This is a genomic window from Peptacetobacter sp. (assembly GCF_029264495.1).
In the GTDB taxonomy this organism is placed as follows: domain Bacteria; phylum Bacillota; class Clostridia; order Peptostreptococcales; family Peptostreptococcaceae; genus Peptacetobacter.
Window position 1 is genome coordinate 74,867 of the sequence record NZ_JARIBH010000019.1, and the last position, 19,323, is coordinate 94,189.

Sequence of the window (19,323 nt, forward strand, 5' to 3'; positions counted from 1 at the left end):
TTAATTTATGGGGGTAAAAAATGGATTATAATGAAATGTTAAAAAATGCAAAAGAAAAATTAAATGGAAGTTGCAAAGTATGTAAAGTTTGTAATGGAGTAGCTTGTGCAGGAGAAGTGCCAGGTATGGGAGGAAAAGGAACTGGTCAAGCGTTTATAGAAAATATAAATGCTCTTGAAAAGGTCAAATTAAATATGAGGGTAATACACAATGTATCTAATCCAGACACAACTATAGAATTATTTGGCAAAAAAATGGATGCACCAATATTTGCAGCACCAGTAACAGGTACAACTTTAAATATGGGTGGAAAATTAACAGAAAGAGAATATATAGAGCCTGTTGTTGAAGGATGTTCAAATTCAGGAATATATGCAATGGTAGGAGATACGGCAGTAGATGCATTTCTTATAGAAAATTTAGATGTTTTAAAATGCCATAATGGAAATGGAATAGTATTTATAAAACCTTGGGACAATGAAAACATAATAAAAAAAATAAAATTAGCTGAAGAAGCAGGAGCTTTTGCAGTAGGAGTTGATATAGATGCTTGTGGATTAGTCACTTTATCACTACATGGAAAACCAGTTCTTCCTAAAAATATAAATCAAATAAAAGAATTAGTAAACTCAACAAAATTACCTTTTATATTAAAAGGAATAATGACTGTTGAAGATGCTCTTATGGCAGTTGAAGCTGGAGCAGATGCTATAGTAGTTTCAAATCATGGAGGAAGAGTATTAGATTTTACTCCAGGTTCAGCAGATGTACTTCCAGAAATAGCTAAAGCAGTAAAAGGTAAAATAAAAATACTTGCAGATGGAGGAATTAGAACTGGTGTGGACGTTGAAAAAATGATTGCACTAGGAGCAGATGCAGTATTAATAGGTAGACCATTTGTAACAGCTTCATTTGGTGGTGCTACAGATGGGGTTGAGACATACATAAAAAAAATAAAATCAGAACTAGAAGGTGCAATGATTTTAACAGGATGTCAACAAATATCTGATATAGATGAAAAGGTTATATATAGATAAAATTAAATTATAATAAAAATTAAAGAAAAAAGAGGTAAAAAAGATTTTAATATAGAATTATATAATAAGCAAATAAAAAAGGAGGGATTTCTATGACTGAAAGAAATTATGATACAGCCTTAAAAGAAATTGAAAAATTTGTTAAAGAAAGAGAAGAGATCATAAAATCTGCAGGAGACTGGATAGATAGATACATTGCAGATAGAGCCCTTCCTATGGAGCTAAAGGATAAATGTGCTGATTGGCAACAAGAATTAATAGATGTGTTAGAAGCACAAGTCCTAGAAGCAAAAGACTATTATATCTGTGTAAAAGAAAAAATGGATCAGATGTAAGTTTTTAGCAAAATAATTCTACTTTAATATCAAAATCAAGCGGTCTGATGGAAAAATTAATTCATAGACCGCTTTTTATTTTAACTAATTATTCAGAAATATAACAATCAACTATTTCTCCAACATACATAGTATGAATATCTTCGGGATCAGAATAACATTCATTAAATAAATTATCTACTAAAAATTGAGATTCTTTTAAATCATTTTTAAATAATTTCTTACAAACAAAAACAAGTTTTGATTCTTCATAAGCAAATCCATTTTCGATATCTATAAGATTTAAACCTTCTACATTCATTTTATCAATATCTCTTCCAGATTTTGTTCCAAGAAGAGAAAGTTGTTCCTTAAAATCATCTTTTAAAAATGTAAGTGTATAAAAATCGCTATTATCCATAAATTCTTTAGTATATCTACTTTGTCTAACATAAACAGTAGTAACATTTTTTCTCCAAAGAACTCCCATTCCACCCCAACTTACAGTCATTGAATTGAAAGAATTTTTATCACCAGCCATTAAAAGAGCCCAGTCAGTATTTAAAAGTGTAAAAGGATTAATGCTTAAATCTTTTAAATCTATTTTTTTTAACATAATAATAAAACCTCCTATTTTGATATATATATAATATTACAATTTTAAAAATTAAAAGTATATATATATTTTAAATATTTTAATAAAAAGTATAAAAAAAATATTTGTTGGAATAATAAATATAGAAATTATCTATAAAAATAATAGGAGGTTATATAGTTTTATGAATAATGTAGAAAAAGGAAGAATTGGAGAAAATATAGCACTCAAGTTTCTTATAGACAAAGGAGCAACTATATTAGAAAGAAATTATTGGAGTAAATTCGGTGAGATAGATATAATAGCATATTTTGATGCAACGGAAATAGTTTTTATAGAGGTTAAAAGCAGGACTAATTGTAAATATGGATATCCAGCTGAAGCAGTGGATATAAATAAACAAAATAAAATAAGAAAAACAGCTGAATATTACATAATGAGTAATTTTATAGAAGATGTATCAGTTAGATTTGATGTAATAGAAATTTATATTAAAGATAGAAAAATTAAACATATAATAAATGCATTTTAAAATATTATAGGAGATGATTTTATGATAAGTTCTATTAATTCAAGGAACATTATAGGAATAGACAGTTGTGATATAAAAGTTGAAGTCGATATAAGTAAAGGTATACCATCATTTAATATAGTAGGACTAGCAAGTACTGAAATAAAAGAAGCCAGAGAAAGAGTTAAATCTGCAATTATAAATAGTGGTTACAAATTCCCAAATGCTAGAATAGTTGTAAATTTATCACCAGCAGACATGAAAAAACAAGGCTCTTTTTTAGATTTACCAATAAGTCTTGGTATACTTAGTGAAAAAATACATATAAATAGAAAAGAATTAGAAAAATTAGTATTTGTTGGAGAACTTTCGCTAGATGGTAGTGTAAAGTCGATAAAAGGGATACTACCAATAATAATAGGCGCAAAAGAAAATGGCTATAAAAAAGTATTTATTCCAAAAGATAACTTTTTTGAGTGTAGCTTTATAGATAATATAGAAATAATACCTGTAAAAACTTTAAAAGACTGTATATCTATAATAAATGGAAGTATAAAAAATTTAGAATTAGAAGAGAGAAAATCTGCTTTGCTAAGTGAAATAAATATAAATGAAGAAAAAGAAGAAGATATTGATTTTAGCGACATAAAAGGAAACTTATATTTAAAAAGATGTGCTGAAATATCTATGGCAGGCGGACATAATATGCTTATGATAGGACCACCAGGTTCTGGTAAGTCATTTATTGCAAAAAGAATGAATACTATATTACCTGATATGACAAAAGAAGAAATGTTAGAAGTTAGTAGAATTTATAGTGTATCATCAGATTCAATAGAAAGAAAAGGACTTATTGAGAAAAGGCCATTTAGATCTCCACATCATACATCAACAAGTATTTCTTTGATAGGAGGTGGTATAGATTCTAAAGCTGGTGAAGTTACTATGGCAAATAAAGGAATATTATTTTTAGATGAACTAGCAGAATTTAATAGAAAAACACTAGAAGCATTAAGACAACCTATAGAAGATAGAAAGGTTAATGTTTCTAGATTAAAATACAGTATAACATATCCAAGTGATTTTATATTGGTAGCAGCTATGAATCCTTGTCCATGTGGATACTATAGGTCAGAAACAGAATGTAGATGTAGACAATACGAAATAGATAGATATTTAAATAAGATATCTGGACCATTATTAGATAGAATAGATATTTTCACAGAAGTGAAAACTATTTCATTTCAAGAATTAAATTCAAATGTAAAAAATGAAACTTCTCATGAAATAAAAAAAAGAATAGAAAATGCTAGAAAAATACAAAGAGAAAGATTTAAAGGAGAATGTGGAAAATTAAATAGAGATATGAACAGTAATGATATAGATGAGTTTTGTAAAATTGATGAAAAGACAAAAAATATATTAAAAATTATTTTTGAAAAATATAGATTGAGTAATAGAAGCTATACTAGGTTATTGAAAGTTGCAAGAACTATAGCAGATTTAAATGAAAGAAAAAATATAGAAGAAAATGATATATTAGAAGCTTTTTCTATGAGAAAAGCTTATTATACTTATTTTTCAAAAGGATATAATTTATAAAATGGAGGAATAATAATGGATAAAAAAGATGTATACTTATGGTTATATGGTGTAGTTGGTTGTAGCAACCTTACTATAGATAAAATAGAGAAACAAGTAATAAAAATTGAAGATATATTTGATTTTTCTAATGAAACAATATATAATTTTGAAAGTGTAAATGAGAAAATAAAAGAAAATATTATTAAATATAGAAAAAAGGTAACTATTGATGATTATAAAGAAATGCTTTATAAGAAAAAAGTTAAGTATTCTATAATATTAGATGAAGATTATCCAAAAGATTTAAAGAACATATATGATGCACCAAAAGTCATTTTTTATAAAGGAGATATTTCAAATATTGGGAAAAATTTTTCTATTGGTGTAGTTGGTTCTAGAAAACCGACTGGATATGGAGTTGAATGTACAAAAAAAATAACAAGAGAACTTTCTGAATACGGTATAAATATAATCAGTGGTCTTGCTATAGGAATAGATGCAATAAGCCATGAAACAGCATTATTGGGAAATGGAAAAACATTTGGTATCTTGGGTTCTGGAATAGATAATCCTCTTCCAAAGACAAATATTCGACTTATGAATAAAATTGTCGAATCTGGAGGAGCAGTTATATCAGAACATGGAATAAACAAAAAGGTACTACCATATTATTTTGCTAAAAGAAACAGAATAATAAGTGGATTGAGTGAAGGTGTTATTGTAATAGAAGCTGCAATAAAAAGTGGAGCATTGATAACAGCTGAGTTTGCAGCAGAGCAAGGAAGAACGGTTTTTGCTGTTCCAGGAAGTTTATTTTCTGAAAATAGTAGAGGTTGTCATAAACTAATTAAAGATGGAGCAAAATTAACAGAAAGTATAGATGATATTTTAGAGGAATTTGAAACATTTAAATTAAAAATAATAAAAAAAGATGAAAAATATGATAATATAAATATAAAATTAAGTGAATTTGAAAATATAGTTATTGATATTATTAAAAAAAATGGTACTATAGATATTGATTCTTTATGTAGCCAATCAAAAATAGGTATTGAAAATGTAAATCCTATTATAGAAAAATTAAAACTGTATGGTCTTATTTTTGAAATAGAAAAAGGGGTGTACAGTATGAAAATATAAGAAATAAATTATGATGGAGGTGTGTTTTTTGGCAAAAATATTAGTTATAGTGGAATCACCAGCAAAAGCTAAAACTATAGAAAAATTTCTTGGTAAAAGCCATTACACAGTAAAAGCATCTGTAGGACATGTTAGAGATCTTCCAAAAAGTAAATTGGGTATAGATATAGAAAATAACTTTGAGCCAGGATATATAAATATAAGAGGAAAAGGTGACTTGATAAAAGATTTAAAAAAAGCGGCAAAAAAAGCTAGTAAAGTTTATCTTGCAACCGACCCCGATAGAGAAGGGGAAGCAATTTCTTGGCACTTAGAACATATACTAGGAATTGAAAATGATGAGGAATGTAGAATAGAATTCAATGAAATAACAAAGGATGCAATAAGAAAAGCTATAAAAAATCCTAGAAAGATAAATTTAAATTTAGTAGATGCACAACAAGCAAGAAGAGTAATAGATAGACTTCTTGGTTATCAAATAAGTCCTGTACTTTGGCAGAAATTGAGAAAAGGTCTGAGTGCAGGTAGAGTACAGTCTGTTACAACAAAATTGATATGTGATAGAGAAAAAGAAATAGATGCATTTATACCAGTTGAGTATTGGACAATAGACATTAAATCTGAAACTCAAAATAAAGATATTATAGATTTTAAATTAGTATCTAAAGATGGAGAAAAAATAGAAATAAAAAGCAAAGAAGAAGTAAATGATATATTAAGAATTATAGAAAATAAAGATTTACAAATCGAAAAAATAGAATCTAAAAAAAGAAAAAAATCAGCACCAAAACCTTTTACAACAAGTGTTCTTCAACAAGAAGGTGTTAATAAATTAGGATTCTCAACTAAGAAAACAATGATGGTAGCACAGGAGTTGTATGAAGGAATTGATATAAAGGGAGAAGGAACAGTTGGTTTGATTTCTTATATAAGAACGGATTCAAATAGAATTTCTGAAGAAGCAAAAGAAAAAGCAGAAGTATTTATAAAAGAAAATTTAGGAGATGAATATTATAAAGAAGAAAAAAAATCTTCTAATAAAAAAAGTGCTAAAAAAGTACAAGATGCTCATGAAGCTATAAGACCTACATCTGTAGATAGAACTCCAGAAAGTATAAAAGATTCTTTAACTAAAGATCAATTTAAATTATATAACTTAATTTGGAGAAGATTTGTAGCAAGTCAGATGAGTGAATCAGAATTTGAACTTATGAATGTAGAAAGTAAGATAGAAAATATTACTTTTAAAGCTACAGGTTCAAAAATGATATTTGATGGATATACAAAAATATATAATTTCTATGGAAGAGAAGATAAAATACTTCCTGAAATATCAGAAAAAGATGTTCTTAAAGTAAATGAAATTTTACCAGAACAACATTTTACACAGCCACCAGCTAGATATACAGAAGCAAGCCTTGTTAAAACTTTAGAAGAATTAGGAATAGGTAGACCAAGTACATATGCTCCAACGATAGCAACTATCTTAAATAGAGAATATGTTGAAAAAAATGCATCTAGTTTAAAACCAACTGAACTTGGTATATTAGTAACAGAAATATTAGAAGCTAATTTTTCTAAATTAATGGACGTAGATTTTACTGCAAAACTTGAAAATCAGCTCGATACAATAGAAGAAGGAGAGGCTAATTGGAAAAATGTTGTAAAAGAATCTTATGAACCATTTGAAGAAGCTATAAAAGAAGCACTTGAAAATATAGAAAAGGTTAATATGGATGTTGAAACAGACGAAATATGCGAATTGTGTGGATCTAATATGGTAATAAAATATGGTAGATTTGGAAAATTTATGGCATGTAAAAATTATCCTGAATGTAAAAATACAAAACCAATAGTAAATAAAATAGGTGTTAAATGTCCTAAATGTAAAGAAGGAGAAATAATACTTAGAAAAAGTAAAAAAGGAAGAGCTTTTTATGGATGTAGTAAATATCCAGATTGTGATTTTGTAGAGTGGAATAAGCCGGTAGAAGAAGTCTGTCCAGAATGTGGTTCTTATATGGTAGAAAAAATATCTAAAAAAGCAAGTAAGCATATTTGTTCTAATAAAGAATGTGGTTTTGAAAAAGAAATAGAAACTGAAAACTAAGTATACTAAAAATTTTAATATATTGTGGAAAATTGAAAAAATTTTAGCAAAATACAAATAATTCCGAAATGAATTAAAATTAAAAATAGTATATAAAATAGTGAAAATTAAAAAAAATGCCAAAATTATATTGAAATCAACTTGAAGTTATGATAATCTTTTTATAGAATAGTAGAAAAGTAGAGATTTTATGCGAAAATCTAAAAGTTATTATATCAAACAGATTCATTTATTGAGTATAAAAGTTTGACAAGGAGATGAATTCAATATGGTAAGTGAATTATTACAAAAAACAAGAAAAATAAACAGAACATTACAGACTAGCGGTGGTAGCAATATATCATTCAACCTACTTGCTGGTGTGTTAGGAGATGTTTTAGGTTCAAATACTTATATAATAAGTGCAAAAGGTAAAGTATTAGGTCTTCATTTAGCTAATGAAGAAGATAGTTCTGTAATAGAGGACGAAATAACAAAACAAAAATGGTTCCCAGAAGAATACACAAAAAATCTTCTAAAAATAGAAGATACTAAAGAAAATATAACAGGTGAAGAAGCTTTAAAAATATTCCCATATGAACATGGTAGATTAGATAAAAAAACAGTTGTAGTGCCAATTCACGGAAGTGGAGAAAGATTAGGAACACTAATAATAACTAGATACGAAAATGACTTTACAGATGAAGATTTAGTTGTTGCAGAATATTCAGCTACTGTTGTAGGATTAGAAATTTTAAGAGCTATAAGCGAAGAAATGGAAGAAGAAATGAGAAAAAAAGCTGTTGTACAGATGGCTATAGGAACACTTTCATATTCTGAACTAGAAGCTGTTGAGCATATATTTGCGGAACTTGATGGAAAAGAAGGTCTTTTAGTAGCTAGTAAAATAGCTGATAGAGTTGGAATAACTAGATCAGTTATTGTAAATGCACTTAGAAAATTTGAAAGTGCAGGTGTTATAGAATCTAGATCTCTAGGAATGAAAGGAACACATATTAGAATATTAAATGATAAATTATTAGAAGAACTTTCTAAAACAAAAGAAAGTAGATAATAGATATTATCAAAAAAATATTTTATAATATAATAAATATTAGAGATATCATGTTATGATATCTCTTTTTTATTGATAATAATATATTATAATAAATTATAGAGGGTGATAAAATGCAACCATTTGCAGATAGATTAAGACCGAATAAAATAGAAGATATGGTAGGTCAAAAGCATATAATAGGAAAAAATAAGGTCATGAACAGAATAATAGAACGAGGAAATATTCCAAATATGATTTTTTATGGGCCTCCAGGAACGGGAAAAACAACACTTGCTAATATAATAGCTAATGTGACAGGTAAAAAATATGTTAAGTTAAATGCTGTAAATTGTGGTGTAAAAGAAATTAAAGAAGTTATAGAGTCCTCTAAAAGAGATTTATTTTCTTATAATGGGATAATTTTAATGTTAGATGAAATACAAGCATTAAATAGAAAGCAGCAACAGTCTTTATTAGAGGTTATAGAAGATGGTTCTGTTACATTAATAGCAAGTACAGCAGATAATCCATATTTTGTTATATATAAAGCAATACTGAGTAGAAGCACAGTATTTGAGTTTAAACCAATAGAAAAAGAAGATATAGTAGAGGGATTAAAAAACTGTATAGAAAAATTAAAAGATAGTAAAACATATAAAATTAATATGGTAGAAGATGAAGCATTGTATCAAATAGCGAATATAAGTAATGGAGATATGAGAACAGCTATTAATAGATTAGAACTTGCATTCAATTTAGGAATAAATATATCAGATGCTACAGTCGATATAACTTTACAAAATGTTATAGATAGTTCAATAGCAAAATCTGTTAACTATGATAGAAAAGGAGATGAAGGGTATTCAATACTATCGGCTTTTCATAAATCATTAAGAGGTTCTGATGTAGATGCATCTTTACATTACTTAGCGAGATTAATTAAGGCAGAGGATATACAAAATATAACGAGAAGACTTCTTTGTGTTGCTTCAGAAGATGTTGGATTAGCTGTTCCAAATGCAATAAGTATTGTATATGCATGTGTATCATCTGCACTTCAATTGGGATTTCCAGAAGCTAGACTTCCTTTAGCTCAAGCGACTATTTATTTAGCACAATGTCCAAAGTCGAATTCTGTAATAAATGCTATCGATAAAGCTATCTATGATGTGGAAAATAATGAAATTGGAGAAATTCCAAATCATTTAAAAGATGCACATTATTCAGGTGCAGCGAAATTGGGAAGAGGTATAGAATATAAATATCCTCATAATTATAAAAATAATTGGGTAGATCAAGAATATTTACCAAATTCTTTAAAAGATAGAAAATACTATATTCCAGGAGAAAATAAAAATGAAAGGGCATATAGTTCATATTGGAAGCAAGTTAAAGAAAATAGTAAGTAAAGATAATAAATAAAAATGTAAAGGATTATAAAGAAAAAATTAATAAATAATCGAGTACCTATAGAAAAAACTAATAAAAATAATCTTGACAAAATTAGTAGGATATAATATTATTAATTCATAGCAAATCAGTAGGAATTAAAAAGAAGGTGATATATTGAAACTTTCAACAAAAGGTAGATATGGTTTAAAAGCGATGTTTGAACTAGCTATAAATTATGGTAAAGAACCAATATCTATAAAATATATATCTGATAAGCAAAATATATCAGAACGGTATTTAGAGCAAATATTTTCTAAGTTAAAAAAAGCAGGACTTATAAAAAGTATAAGAGGTGCACAAGGAGGATATTTTTTAGCGAAAGAACCAAATGATATATCAGTTGGAGATATTTTAAATGTACTTGAAGGACCGATTACTATATCAGAATGTTTAAAAGAGGAAGGAAGTTGTAGTAATTCATCTAGGTGTGTAACAAGATTAGTTTGGAAGAAGATGAAAGATGCTATAGATGAAGTTGTAAATACTACTTTTTTACAAGATATGGTAGATGATTGGAAAGCTCAAGATAAAGACAGATTTCTTATTTAATTATAAAATAGATTATAAAATACAAATTCAAAAAAGTGATTAAATTTATAAATTTAGGATATAAATAAAATAAGAGAAAATTAGAAATTAAGTATTAAGTTAAAATATAGTTAAAAGTCTTAAAAGCAAGTGAAAGGGGAAAGATTATGGAAAATAAAAGAATATATATGGATTACTCAGCAACAACACCAGTAAAAAAAGAAGTTATAGATGAAATGCTTCCGTACTTTAATGAAGGATTTGGAAATGCATCAAGTTTTTATGATTATGGTCATGAAGCAAAAGATGCGTTAGAACTAGCAAGAACTAGAGTAGCAAGTCTTATAAATGCTGATCCAAATGAAATATATTTTACAGCAGGTGGTTCAGAAAGTGATAACTGGGCAATAAAAGGGGTGGCATTTGATTTACAAAGAAAAAATAAAGGTAATCATATAATAACATCTAAAATAGAACATCATGCTGTGTTACATACATGTGAATATCTAGAAAAAAACTTTGGCTTTGAAGTTACTTACTTAGATGTTGATGAAGAGGGAAAAGTAAGTCCAGAAGATTTAGAAAAAGCAATAAAAGATAACACAATACTAATAAGTATAATGTTTGCAAATAATGAAATTGGAACAATAGAACCAATAAAAGAATTAGTAGCAGTAGCAAAAAAACATAAAATATTATTCCATACTGATGCAGTACAGGCTGTTGGTAATATACCAGTAGATGTAAAAGACCTTGGAGTAGATATGGTTAGTATGTCTTCTCATAAGATATATGGACCTAAAGGTGTAGGAGCTTTATTTATAAGAAGAGGATTAAGATTTGATAATCTTGTACATGGTGGAGCTCAAGAAAAAAGAAGAAGAGCTGGTACAGAAAATATACCTGCAATAGTAGGGTATGGAAAAGCTGCAGAATTAGCAAAAGAAAATATGGAAAATCATGTAAAAGAACTTACAAGATTAAGAAATAAATTGATAGAAGGTATAAAAGAAAGAATACCATACACAAGAATAAATGGTAGTTTAGAAGATAGACTTCCAGGAAATGTAAACTTTGCATTTAAATTTATAGAAGGTGAAGGAATATTATTACTTCTAAATCATGCAGGAATATCTGGTTCAAGTGGTTCTGCTTGTACATCTGGTTCATTAGATCCTTCACATGTACTTTTAGCGATTGGATTACCACATGAAATAGCTCATGGTTCATTAAGATTAACTGTTGGTGATTTTACGACAGATGAGGATATAGATTATATAATAGAAGTTTTACCAAAAGTAATAGAGAGATTAAGAAGTATGTCTCCTCTATATGAAGAAGCATTAAATAGTGAAAATAAATAATACATTAGTGTTATTTGATAAAATAAAAATAGTAAACAAGTTTAATAGATTAAAATAAAATTATGAATTTTGGAGGAAATTAATTATGCAATATAGTGATAAAGTTATGGATCATTTCATGAACCCTAGAAATATGGGAGCAATAGAAGATGCAAGTGGTGTAGGTGAAGTTGGAAATCCAACTTGTGGAGATATAATGAAAATATATCTTGATATAGAAGATGAAATAATAAAAGATGTAAAATTTAAAACATTTGGATGTGGTAGTGCAATAGCAAGTTCATCAATGGCTACAGAGATGATAAAAGGTAAAAGTATACATGAAGCACTTCAGTTAACAAACAAAGCTGTTGCAGAAGCTTTAGACGGTTTACCACCAGTTAAAATGCACTGTTCAGTTCTTGCAGAACAAGCAGTTAAAGCAGCTCTTATAGATTATGCTAAAAAACACGATATAGTAATTCCTGAGCTAGAAGGTTATGAAATAACAGATGCTCATGAGCATGAAGAAATAGAAGAAGACTAACAAACAGAGCATATAAACTATAGAGGTGTTAAATAATATGAAAAAGAAAGTTATGTTAGGTATGAGTGGCGGAGTTGATAGCTCCGTCGCTGCATATCTTTTAAAAAAACAGGGTTATGATGTCATTGGTGTAAATATGAGACTGTCTAATGATAAAACAGAAGAAGAAAAAAGAATGACAGAAGCAACAATAAGAGATGCAAAAAGTGTAGCAGATAAACTAGATATCCCCCTTCATGTTTTAGATTTTCATAAAGAATTTAAAGAAAAAGTAATAGACAATTTTATAAAAGAATATTCAGAAGGAAGAACGCCAAATCCTTGTATTGTGTGTAATAAATTTATAAAATTTGGTTTATTTTTTGATGTTGCAAAAAAATTTGACTGTGATTATGTTGCAACAGGACATTATGCTAGAGTTGTAAAAGATGAAAAAACAGGAAGATTGATGCTTAAAAAAGGAAGTTCTGGGAAAAAAGATCAAACTTATAATTTATATAATATAAAGCAAGAACAATTATCTAGAATACTATTACCAATAGGATTATATGAAAAAGATGAAGTGAGAAGTATAGCAAAAGAAATTGGACTTGATGTACATAATAAAAAAGATAGTCAGGAAATATGCTTTATCAAAGATGATGATTATGTAAGGTATCTAAAAGAAAATTCAGATATAAATATAAAATCTGGAGATTTTGTTGAAAAAGATGGTAATAAAATAGGAAAACACAAAGGAATAATAAACTATACAATAGGTCAGAGAAAAGGACTTGGAATAGCATTTGGGAAACCAATGTTTGTAATAGATATAAATTCAAAGGACAATGTAGTTGTATTAGGTGATAATGATGACTTATTTAAAAAAGAACTTATAATAAATAATGTAAATACTATACCATTTGATTTTGCAGATGTTGAAGAACCATTTACAGTTGAAGCAAAAGTTAGATATTCTGCTAAACCATCTATAGCTAAAATTTATAAAATTTCAGATAATAGTGCAAGAGTAGTGTTTGAAGAAAGTCAAAGAGCTATAACAAAAGGACAATCACTAGTAATGTATGATGGTGATATGTTAGTTGGTGGCGGAATTATAGATGAGATAATAAAATAGAGATTTGATTTATAATTTTTAAAATATATAATCTAATTTTAAGATATAAAAATCTTGAAAAAGATTTAAAAATTTAGTATTATAGTAAATATATAAAAAGTAAAAATTTTGAAAATGCTATGAAAAGAAGTAGTAGGCTTACTGATTTTGTACAGAGATAGGGAGTAGCTGAGAACCCTTCAAATAAGAAAGTTGAAGCAGTCTTGGAGCAGAAATTCTGAACTTTAAGTAGGAATTTACGTTAGTTACGTTAAGACTAAGGAATACCGGAGAATCAGATTTTAATCTGTAAATTAGGGTGGTACCGCGAATAATACTCGCCCCTATGTTAATACATAGGGAGCGAGTTTTTTTTCGTAAAAAAATAAAATTGGAGGAAAATATTATGGAAAAAATGGGATTAAACGAAATAAGAAGTAAATTTTTAGAGTTCTTTAAAACTAAAGAACATTATGTAGGAGCTAGTTATCCTCTTGTGCCAAATAATGACAAGAGTTTACTATTAATAAATGCGGGAATGGCTCCACTTAAAAATTATTTTTCTGGAGTAGAAGCTCCACCAAAAAGTAGAATGGCAACTTGCCAAAAATGTATAAGAACTGGAGATATAGAAAATGTAGGTGTTACAGCTAGACATGCTACATTCTTTGAAATGCTAGGAAACTTTTCATTTGGAGATTATTTCAAAAGAGAGTCTTTATCTTGGGGATGGGAATTTGCTACTAAATGGTTAAATATACCAGAAGAAAAAATATGGGTTACTGTATATGAAGAAGATGACGAAGCATATGATATATGGTCAAAAGAAATGGGATTCCCTGAAGAAAGAATAGTTAGATTAGGTAAAGATGATAACTTCTGGGAAATAGGACTTGGACCATGTGGACCATGTTCAGAAATCTACTTTGATAGAGGTGAAGAATATGGCTGTGGATGTGCTGATTGTAAACCAGGATGTGATTGTGATAGATTCCTTGAATTCTGGAATCATGTATTTACTCAGTTCTCAAAAGAAGAAGATGGTAGCTATAGTGAATTAGAAAATAAAAATATAGATACAGGTATGGGACTAGAAAGAATAGCTTGCATAATGCAAGGTGTAGATAACATATTTGAAGTTGATACAATACATTCAGTATTAGAAGCAGTTTCAAAAGTTGCAAACATAGAATATGGTAAAAATAAAGAAAATGATAAATCTATAAGAATTATAACTGATCATATAAGAGCCGTATCATTCCTTATAGCAGATGGAGTTTTACCATCAAATGAAGGTAGAGGATATGTACTTAGAAGATTACTAAGAAGAGCTGCTAGACATGGAAAACTTTTAGGAATAAAGGGAACATTCTTAGAAGGATTAGTTGATGATGTTATAAAAGTAAGTGGAGAAGCTTATAAAGAATTAGTTGAAAAACAAGATTATATTAAAAAAGTTATAAAAATAGAAGAAGAAAAATTCAATGAAACTATAGATCAAGGTATAGAAATGTTGAATTCTTATAAAGAAGAACTTAAAAAAGAAGGAAAAACAGTTCTTAATGGAGAAATAGCATTTAAACTTTATGATACATATGGATTCCCTCTAGATTTAACTGTAGAGATATTAAAAGAAGAAGGACTTTCTGTAGATGAAAAAGAATTTGCAGAAGAAATGGAAAAACAAAAAGAAAGAGCAAGAACAGCTAGAGGAAATATGGATGGTGAAAGTTGGAAAGAAGATCCTCTTTCTAAAGAAGATAATGTATCATCTGAATTTGTAGGATATAAAGAATTAACAGGAGAAGGTAAAGTATTAGCTATAGTTGAAGATTCAGAAATAGTTAACTCTGCAAAAGAAGGAAAAGAAGTTATAATAGTATTAGATAAAACTAATTTCTATCCAGAAGGTGGAGGACAAGCAGGAGATACTGGTATATTAAAAAATGAAAATGTCGTAGTATGTGTTAAAAATACTAAAAAAGGTCCAAATGGAAGTATAAAACATTTCGCAACAATAAAAGAAGGAGAATTAAAAGTTGGTGATACATTAACTTGTGAAGTAAATAGAGAAACAAGAATGGCTTGTGCAAGAAATCATACAGCTACACATTTACTACATAAAGCATTAAAAGAAGTTTTAGGAGATCATGCTAATCAGGCTGGTTCATTAGTTACAGCAGATAGACTAAGATTTGACTTTACTCACTTTGAAGCGGTTACAAAAGAAGAATTAAAAGAAATAGAAGAAAAAGTAAATAATGCTATATTTAATTCTTATGATGTTATTGCAGAAACAATGGATATAAATTCAGCTAAAGAAAAAGGTGCAGCAGCTTTATTTGGTGAAAAATATGGAGATGAAGTAAGAGTTGTTACAATGGGTGATTACTCTATGGAACTTTGTGGTGGTGCACATCTTGCTAATACATCACAAGCAGGAATATTTAAAATATTATCAGAAAGTGGAGTAGCATCAGGAGTAAGAAGAATAGAAGCTATAACAGGAAAAGCAGTTTATGAATATATTAACAAAAAAGATGAGTTAATATCAAAAGTTTGTGCTACAATAAAAGCAAAAGAAGAGGGATTATTACATAGAGTAGAAAATGTTTTAGAAGAAAACAAAGGATTAGAAAAAGAATTACATAATCTAAAAACTCAAATAAGTATGCAATCAGCAGATAGCGCTTTAGACTCAAAAATAGAAATAAATGGTGTAAACTTAGTTACTAATAAATATGAAAATATGGATATGAATACATTAAGAGATACAGCTGACAACTTAAGAGATAAAATGGAAACAGGTGTGGTTGTACTAGCTAATGTAGCAGATGGAAAATTAAACTTTATTGTAACAGCAACTAAAGATGTTATAGAAAAAGGCATACATTCAGGAAATATAGTAAGAGAAGTTGCAAAAATAGCTGGAGGAAAAGGCGGTGGTAGACCTAATATGGCTCAAGCCGGCGCTACTGATATATCAAAAGTTGATGAAGCCTTAGATTATGCTAAAGAAGTTATAAAATCTCAAGTAAAATAATTTCTCTAAAAAAGAGGAGGTTTTTGAAATGAGTATGGATAATATGGATTTCACTATGAAATTTGAAGGAGCTCAGCAAGATAAAATGACAGTTGAAGAAGCAATGGAAATAGTTTATGAGGCTCTAAAAGAGAAAGGATATAACCCTGTAAATCAAATTATAGGGTATCTCCTTTCTGGAGACTCTAGTTATATAACTAGTTATAATGATGCAAGAGGTGTTATAAGAAAATTTGAAAGAGATGAAATTCTTGAAGAAATTATAACTAAATATTTAAAAGAAAGTAGGTAGGTGAATGTTCAAGAAATTTATGTCAATACTTGCATCTCTATTTATAATTTTTAGTTCTACATTTGCAAATGTAAGTGCTGAACAAACAAAAGGAAAAGTTATATTTATTAATATGAGTAGAACTAACCTTGAAAATATGATGAGTATAAAAGAAATTAAAATGCTCCTTGAAAAAGAAGGTTATGTTGGGTTAATGAATATAAAAGGAGATCAAGGTAATGATGATGCTAGAAGTTTAGCGACTATGGGTGCAACTGGAAGATCTACAATTGCAAAATTTGATGATAAAGATGCAGTTGATTTTATAGAACCAAATAAAGTTCAGAAAAAAGAATATGAAACATCAACAGGAAAAAAAGCTAAAAAAATAGTAAATATGGAATCAAATAGAACCTTAAATGAAAATATAGAAAAAGGTGAATTTGAATCAACTCTTGGAGTAGTTGGACAGGTTCTATCAGAAAATGGATATAAAACATCAGTAATAGGAAATTCAGATTACAATGATTATAACGGAAATCTTGTAAAAAATAGAAATATTGCATTTGCAGCTATGGATAATTTTGGGAGAATAGATGATGGAAATATAGAAAATATAAATATAAAAGATACATCTATGCCATTTGGAATATCTACTGATTACAAAAAATTAAAAGAAGATACAAAAAGATTATATAAAAATACTGATGCAATATATGTAGATTTAGGTGATACATATAGACTAGACGAATATAAAATGAACCTAAATAAAAATACATATGAGAAAATGAAATTTAGAACATATTCTAGAATAAATTCATATTTAAAAGAAGTATTTTCTATGATAAATGAAAAGGATACTGTTTATATAGTTAGTGCATTTCCAAGTAATTTAGATTATAGCAATAAAAAAAGATTTTCACCTATTATAAAATATTCAAAATCAGAAAAAGGAAAAGGTCTTTTAACATCTCCTACAACTAGAAGAGATGGAATAGTTGCTAATATGGATATTGGTGTAGATATTCTTAATAATTTTGGATTATCTAATGAGATGATGCTTGGAAGAACTATGTCAAATATCAAAAAAGAAAATAATATAGAATTTCTTGAAAAAGAATATGAAAAAATAAACTCAATAGCTCTTATAAGAGCAGGTGTTGTAAATACATTTGTTGGAGTAGTATCTGCATCTTGGGTAGCAGGATTAGTAGCAGTATTAATTTCTAAAAGAATTCCTAAAAAATATAAAGGAAAAATATTTAATATACTTAAAGAGCTTATAAAATTTGGCATAATTATGCCATTATCATTTATGATAGCTCCAATATTTAATTTTAGCGGACAAATTAGTATGTCTATATGTGTAATAGCTGTAACATTACTGATTTATATAGTATCAAAAACGTTATTCAAAGAAGATGACTTAAAACAAATGGGATTTATTGCGTTGGTGACAATACTTTTAATAGCAGTAGATGCTGTATTTGGAACATATCTTATGAAAAATAATATAATGAGTTACGATGCTATGGTAGGTGCAAGATATTATGGTATAGGAAATGAATATGAAGGTGTTACAATAGGAAGTGCAGTATTTGCATTTGCAGTACTTTTATATTATAAAAAAATACCAAAACTATTATCAGCTGTAGCCTTTGTTATAATACTTATAACAAGTGCCTACCCATCAATGGGAGCCAATGTTGGTGGAGCAATTTCAGAAAGTGCAGCATATATGCTATTTATACTTCTTATGTATAATATAAAAGTTGATTGGAAGAAAGCTTTGGGTATAATAGTGGCTGTTGCGTGTGTAGTAATAGCATTTGCTTTTATGGATATTTCTTCAGGAAGTCCATCTCATTTAGGTTTATTCGTTCAACAAATAATGCTAAATGGACCTGGTGAAGTAATTCTTATGTTTACTAGAAAAATACAGATGAATGTGAAACTTGCTCAAACTAGTGTATGGGTTAATATATTAATAGCGGGTATAGTTATAATTGCATCGCTAATATTTAAACCTAACAAACATTTCAGATTTATTGCAGAAAAATATCCAATAGTATTTAAAGGATTTATTGCATCTATGATAGGTTGCATAATAACTTTACTAGTAAATGATTCAGGAATTGTTGCTGCATCAACAGCATCAATTTATATATTAATACCAGTTATGGTTATAAGTATAAATATGGTTTTAAAAGATAGTGATAAGGAGAAAATAGATGCTGACAGGTAGAATAATGGGGCTTGATATAGGAGATAGAACAATTGGTGTTGCTGTAAGTGATCTTATGGGAATGACAGCTCAAGGTGTAAAAACTATAAAAAGAACAAGCAAAAAAAATGATATAGATGAAATAAAAAATATAATAAAAGAAAAAAATGTTAATTTAATAGTGTCTGGTCTTCCTAAAAATATGAACGGAACAGTTGGACCACAGGGAGAAAAAGTAAAAAAATTCTGTGAGCTAATAAAAGAAGAAATCGATATAGATATAGAATTTTGGGATGAAAGATTAACGACAGTTGCCGCAGAAAAAACACTTATAACAGCTGATGTAAGTAGAAAAAAAAGAAAAAATGTAATAGATATGATGGCAGCAGTTTTAATATTACAAGGATATTTAGATTATAAAGTTAAATAATTTGAGTAGAATATAAAAAAATGGGTATAATAAAACTAAATGATAATTATTTAATTTTCATA

General features: G+C 28.0%; 17 protein-coding genes and 1 other annotated feature. Of the genes, 16 read left to right on the top strand and 1 reads right to left on the bottom strand.

Annotated features, from left to right (window positions below):
* Window positions 1-20 precede the first annotated feature (20 nt).
* Window positions 21-1,037 carry an alpha-hydroxy-acid oxidizing protein gene (locus Q1J78_RS01765; protein WP_300279990.1) on the top strand — a complete coding sequence of 339 codons (1,017 nt, stop codon included), beginning with the start codon at window positions 21-23 and terminating at the stop codon, window positions 1,035-1,037.
* Between the two features lie 92 nt (window positions 1,038-1,129).
* A complete protein-coding gene (locus Q1J78_RS01770; protein ID WP_300279993.1) occupies window positions 1,130-1,372 on the top strand; it encodes a hypothetical protein in 243 nt (80 codons plus the stop codon).
* 88 nt (window positions 1,373-1,460) lie between these two features.
* Here the strand turns inward: Q1J78_RS01770 and Q1J78_RS01775 are convergent, their stop codons facing one another.
* Complete coding sequence (locus Q1J78_RS01775; RefSeq protein ID WP_300279996.1) at window positions 1,461-1,967, bottom strand: flavin reductase; 507 nt, start codon at window positions 1,965-1,967, stop codon at window positions 1,461-1,463.
* Window positions 1,968-2,130: 163 nt separating this feature from the next.
* On the opposite strand from Q1J78_RS01775, the gene Q1J78_RS01780 reads away from it, so the two are divergent.
* The 14 genes from Q1J78_RS01780 (at window position 2,131) to ruvX (ending at window position 19,261) form a co-directional block, all read left to right on the top strand.
* A complete protein-coding gene (locus tag Q1J78_RS01780; protein ID WP_300279998.1) occupies window positions 2,131-2,478 on the top strand; it encodes a YraN family protein in 348 nt (115 codons plus the stop codon).
* 21 nt (window positions 2,479-2,499) lie between these two features.
* The gene (locus Q1J78_RS01785; protein WP_300280001.1) at window positions 2,500-4,059 is read left to right on the top strand and encodes a YifB family Mg chelatase-like AAA ATPase; all 1,560 of its coding nucleotides are present in this window, start codon (window positions 2,500-2,502) and stop codon (window positions 4,057-4,059) included.
* Window positions 4,060-4,074: 15 nt separating this feature from the next.
* The gene (dprA, locus tag Q1J78_RS01790) at window positions 4,075-5,181 is read left to right on the top strand and encodes a DNA-processing protein DprA (RefSeq protein ID WP_300280004.1); all 1,107 of its coding nucleotides are present in this window, start codon (window positions 4,075-4,077) and stop codon (window positions 5,179-5,181) included.
* A 28-nt stretch (window positions 5,182-5,209) separates the two neighbouring features.
* Entirely contained in the window at window positions 5,210-7,291 is a 2,082-nt protein-coding gene (gene topA, locus Q1J78_RS01795; RefSeq protein ID WP_300280007.1) for a type I DNA topoisomerase, read from the top strand.
* Between the two features lie 268 nt (window positions 7,292-7,559).
* Window positions 7,560-8,345 carry a GTP-sensing pleiotropic transcriptional regulator CodY gene (gene codY, locus Q1J78_RS01800; protein WP_300280010.1) on the top strand — a complete coding sequence of 262 codons (786 nt, stop codon included), beginning with the start codon at window positions 7,560-7,562 and terminating at the stop codon, window positions 8,343-8,345.
* 113 nt (window positions 8,346-8,458) lie between these two features.
* Window positions 8,459-9,736: a replication-associated recombination protein A gene (locus tag Q1J78_RS01805; RefSeq protein WP_300280013.1), complete on the top strand. Its 1,278-nt coding sequence runs from the start codon at window positions 8,459-8,461 to the stop codon at window positions 9,734-9,736.
* 157 nt (window positions 9,737-9,893) lie between these two features.
* The gene (locus Q1J78_RS01810) at window positions 9,894-10,328 is read left to right on the top strand and encodes an RrF2 family transcriptional regulator (RefSeq protein ID WP_300280016.1); all 435 of its coding nucleotides are present in this window, start codon (window positions 9,894-9,896) and stop codon (window positions 10,326-10,328) included.
* Between the two features lie 146 nt (window positions 10,329-10,474).
* On the top strand, window positions 10,475-11,671 hold the full coding sequence (gene nifS / locus Q1J78_RS01815; RefSeq protein WP_300280020.1) for a cysteine desulfurase NifS: 1,197 nt from the start codon (window positions 10,475-10,477) through the stop codon (window positions 11,669-11,671).
* Window positions 11,672-11,756: 85 nt separating this feature from the next.
* Window positions 11,757-12,197 (top strand): Fe-S cluster assembly scaffold protein NifU, encoded by a 441-nt coding sequence (gene nifU / locus Q1J78_RS01820; protein WP_300280023.1) that lies wholly within the window; start codon window positions 11,757-11,759, stop codon window positions 12,195-12,197.
* 37 nt (window positions 12,198-12,234) lie between these two features.
* Window positions 12,235-13,314 carry a tRNA 2-thiouridine(34) synthase MnmA gene (mnmA, locus tag Q1J78_RS01825; protein WP_300280026.1) on the top strand — a complete coding sequence of 360 codons (1,080 nt, stop codon included), beginning with the start codon at window positions 12,235-12,237 and terminating at the stop codon, window positions 13,312-13,314.
* A gap of 110 nt (window positions 13,315-13,424) precedes the next feature.
* Window positions 13,425-13,642: a binding site (T-box leader), on the top strand.
* A 57-nt stretch (window positions 13,643-13,699) separates the two neighbouring features.
* The gene (gene alaS, locus Q1J78_RS01830; RefSeq protein WP_300280029.1) at window positions 13,700-16,336 is read left to right on the top strand and encodes an alanine--tRNA ligase; all 2,637 of its coding nucleotides are present in this window, start codon (window positions 13,700-13,702) and stop codon (window positions 16,334-16,336) included.
* A 34-nt stretch (window positions 16,337-16,370) separates the two neighbouring features.
* Window positions 16,371-16,628 (top strand): IreB family regulatory phosphoprotein, encoded by a 258-nt coding sequence (locus tag Q1J78_RS01835; RefSeq protein ID WP_330683211.1) that lies wholly within the window; start codon window positions 16,371-16,373, stop codon window positions 16,626-16,628.
* 4 nt (window positions 16,629-16,632) lie between these two features.
* Window positions 16,633-18,852: a hypothetical protein gene (locus Q1J78_RS01840; RefSeq protein WP_300280035.1), complete on the top strand. Its 2,220-nt coding sequence runs from the start codon at window positions 16,633-16,635 to the stop codon at window positions 18,850-18,852.
* Window positions 18,839-19,261: a Holliday junction resolvase RuvX gene (gene ruvX / locus Q1J78_RS01845; RefSeq protein WP_300280038.1), complete on the top strand. Its 423-nt coding sequence runs from the start codon at window positions 18,839-18,841 to the stop codon at window positions 19,259-19,261. The genes Q1J78_RS01840 and ruvX overlap by 14 nt, the downstream gene beginning before the upstream one ends.
* Window positions 19,262-19,323 lie beyond the last annotated feature (62 nt).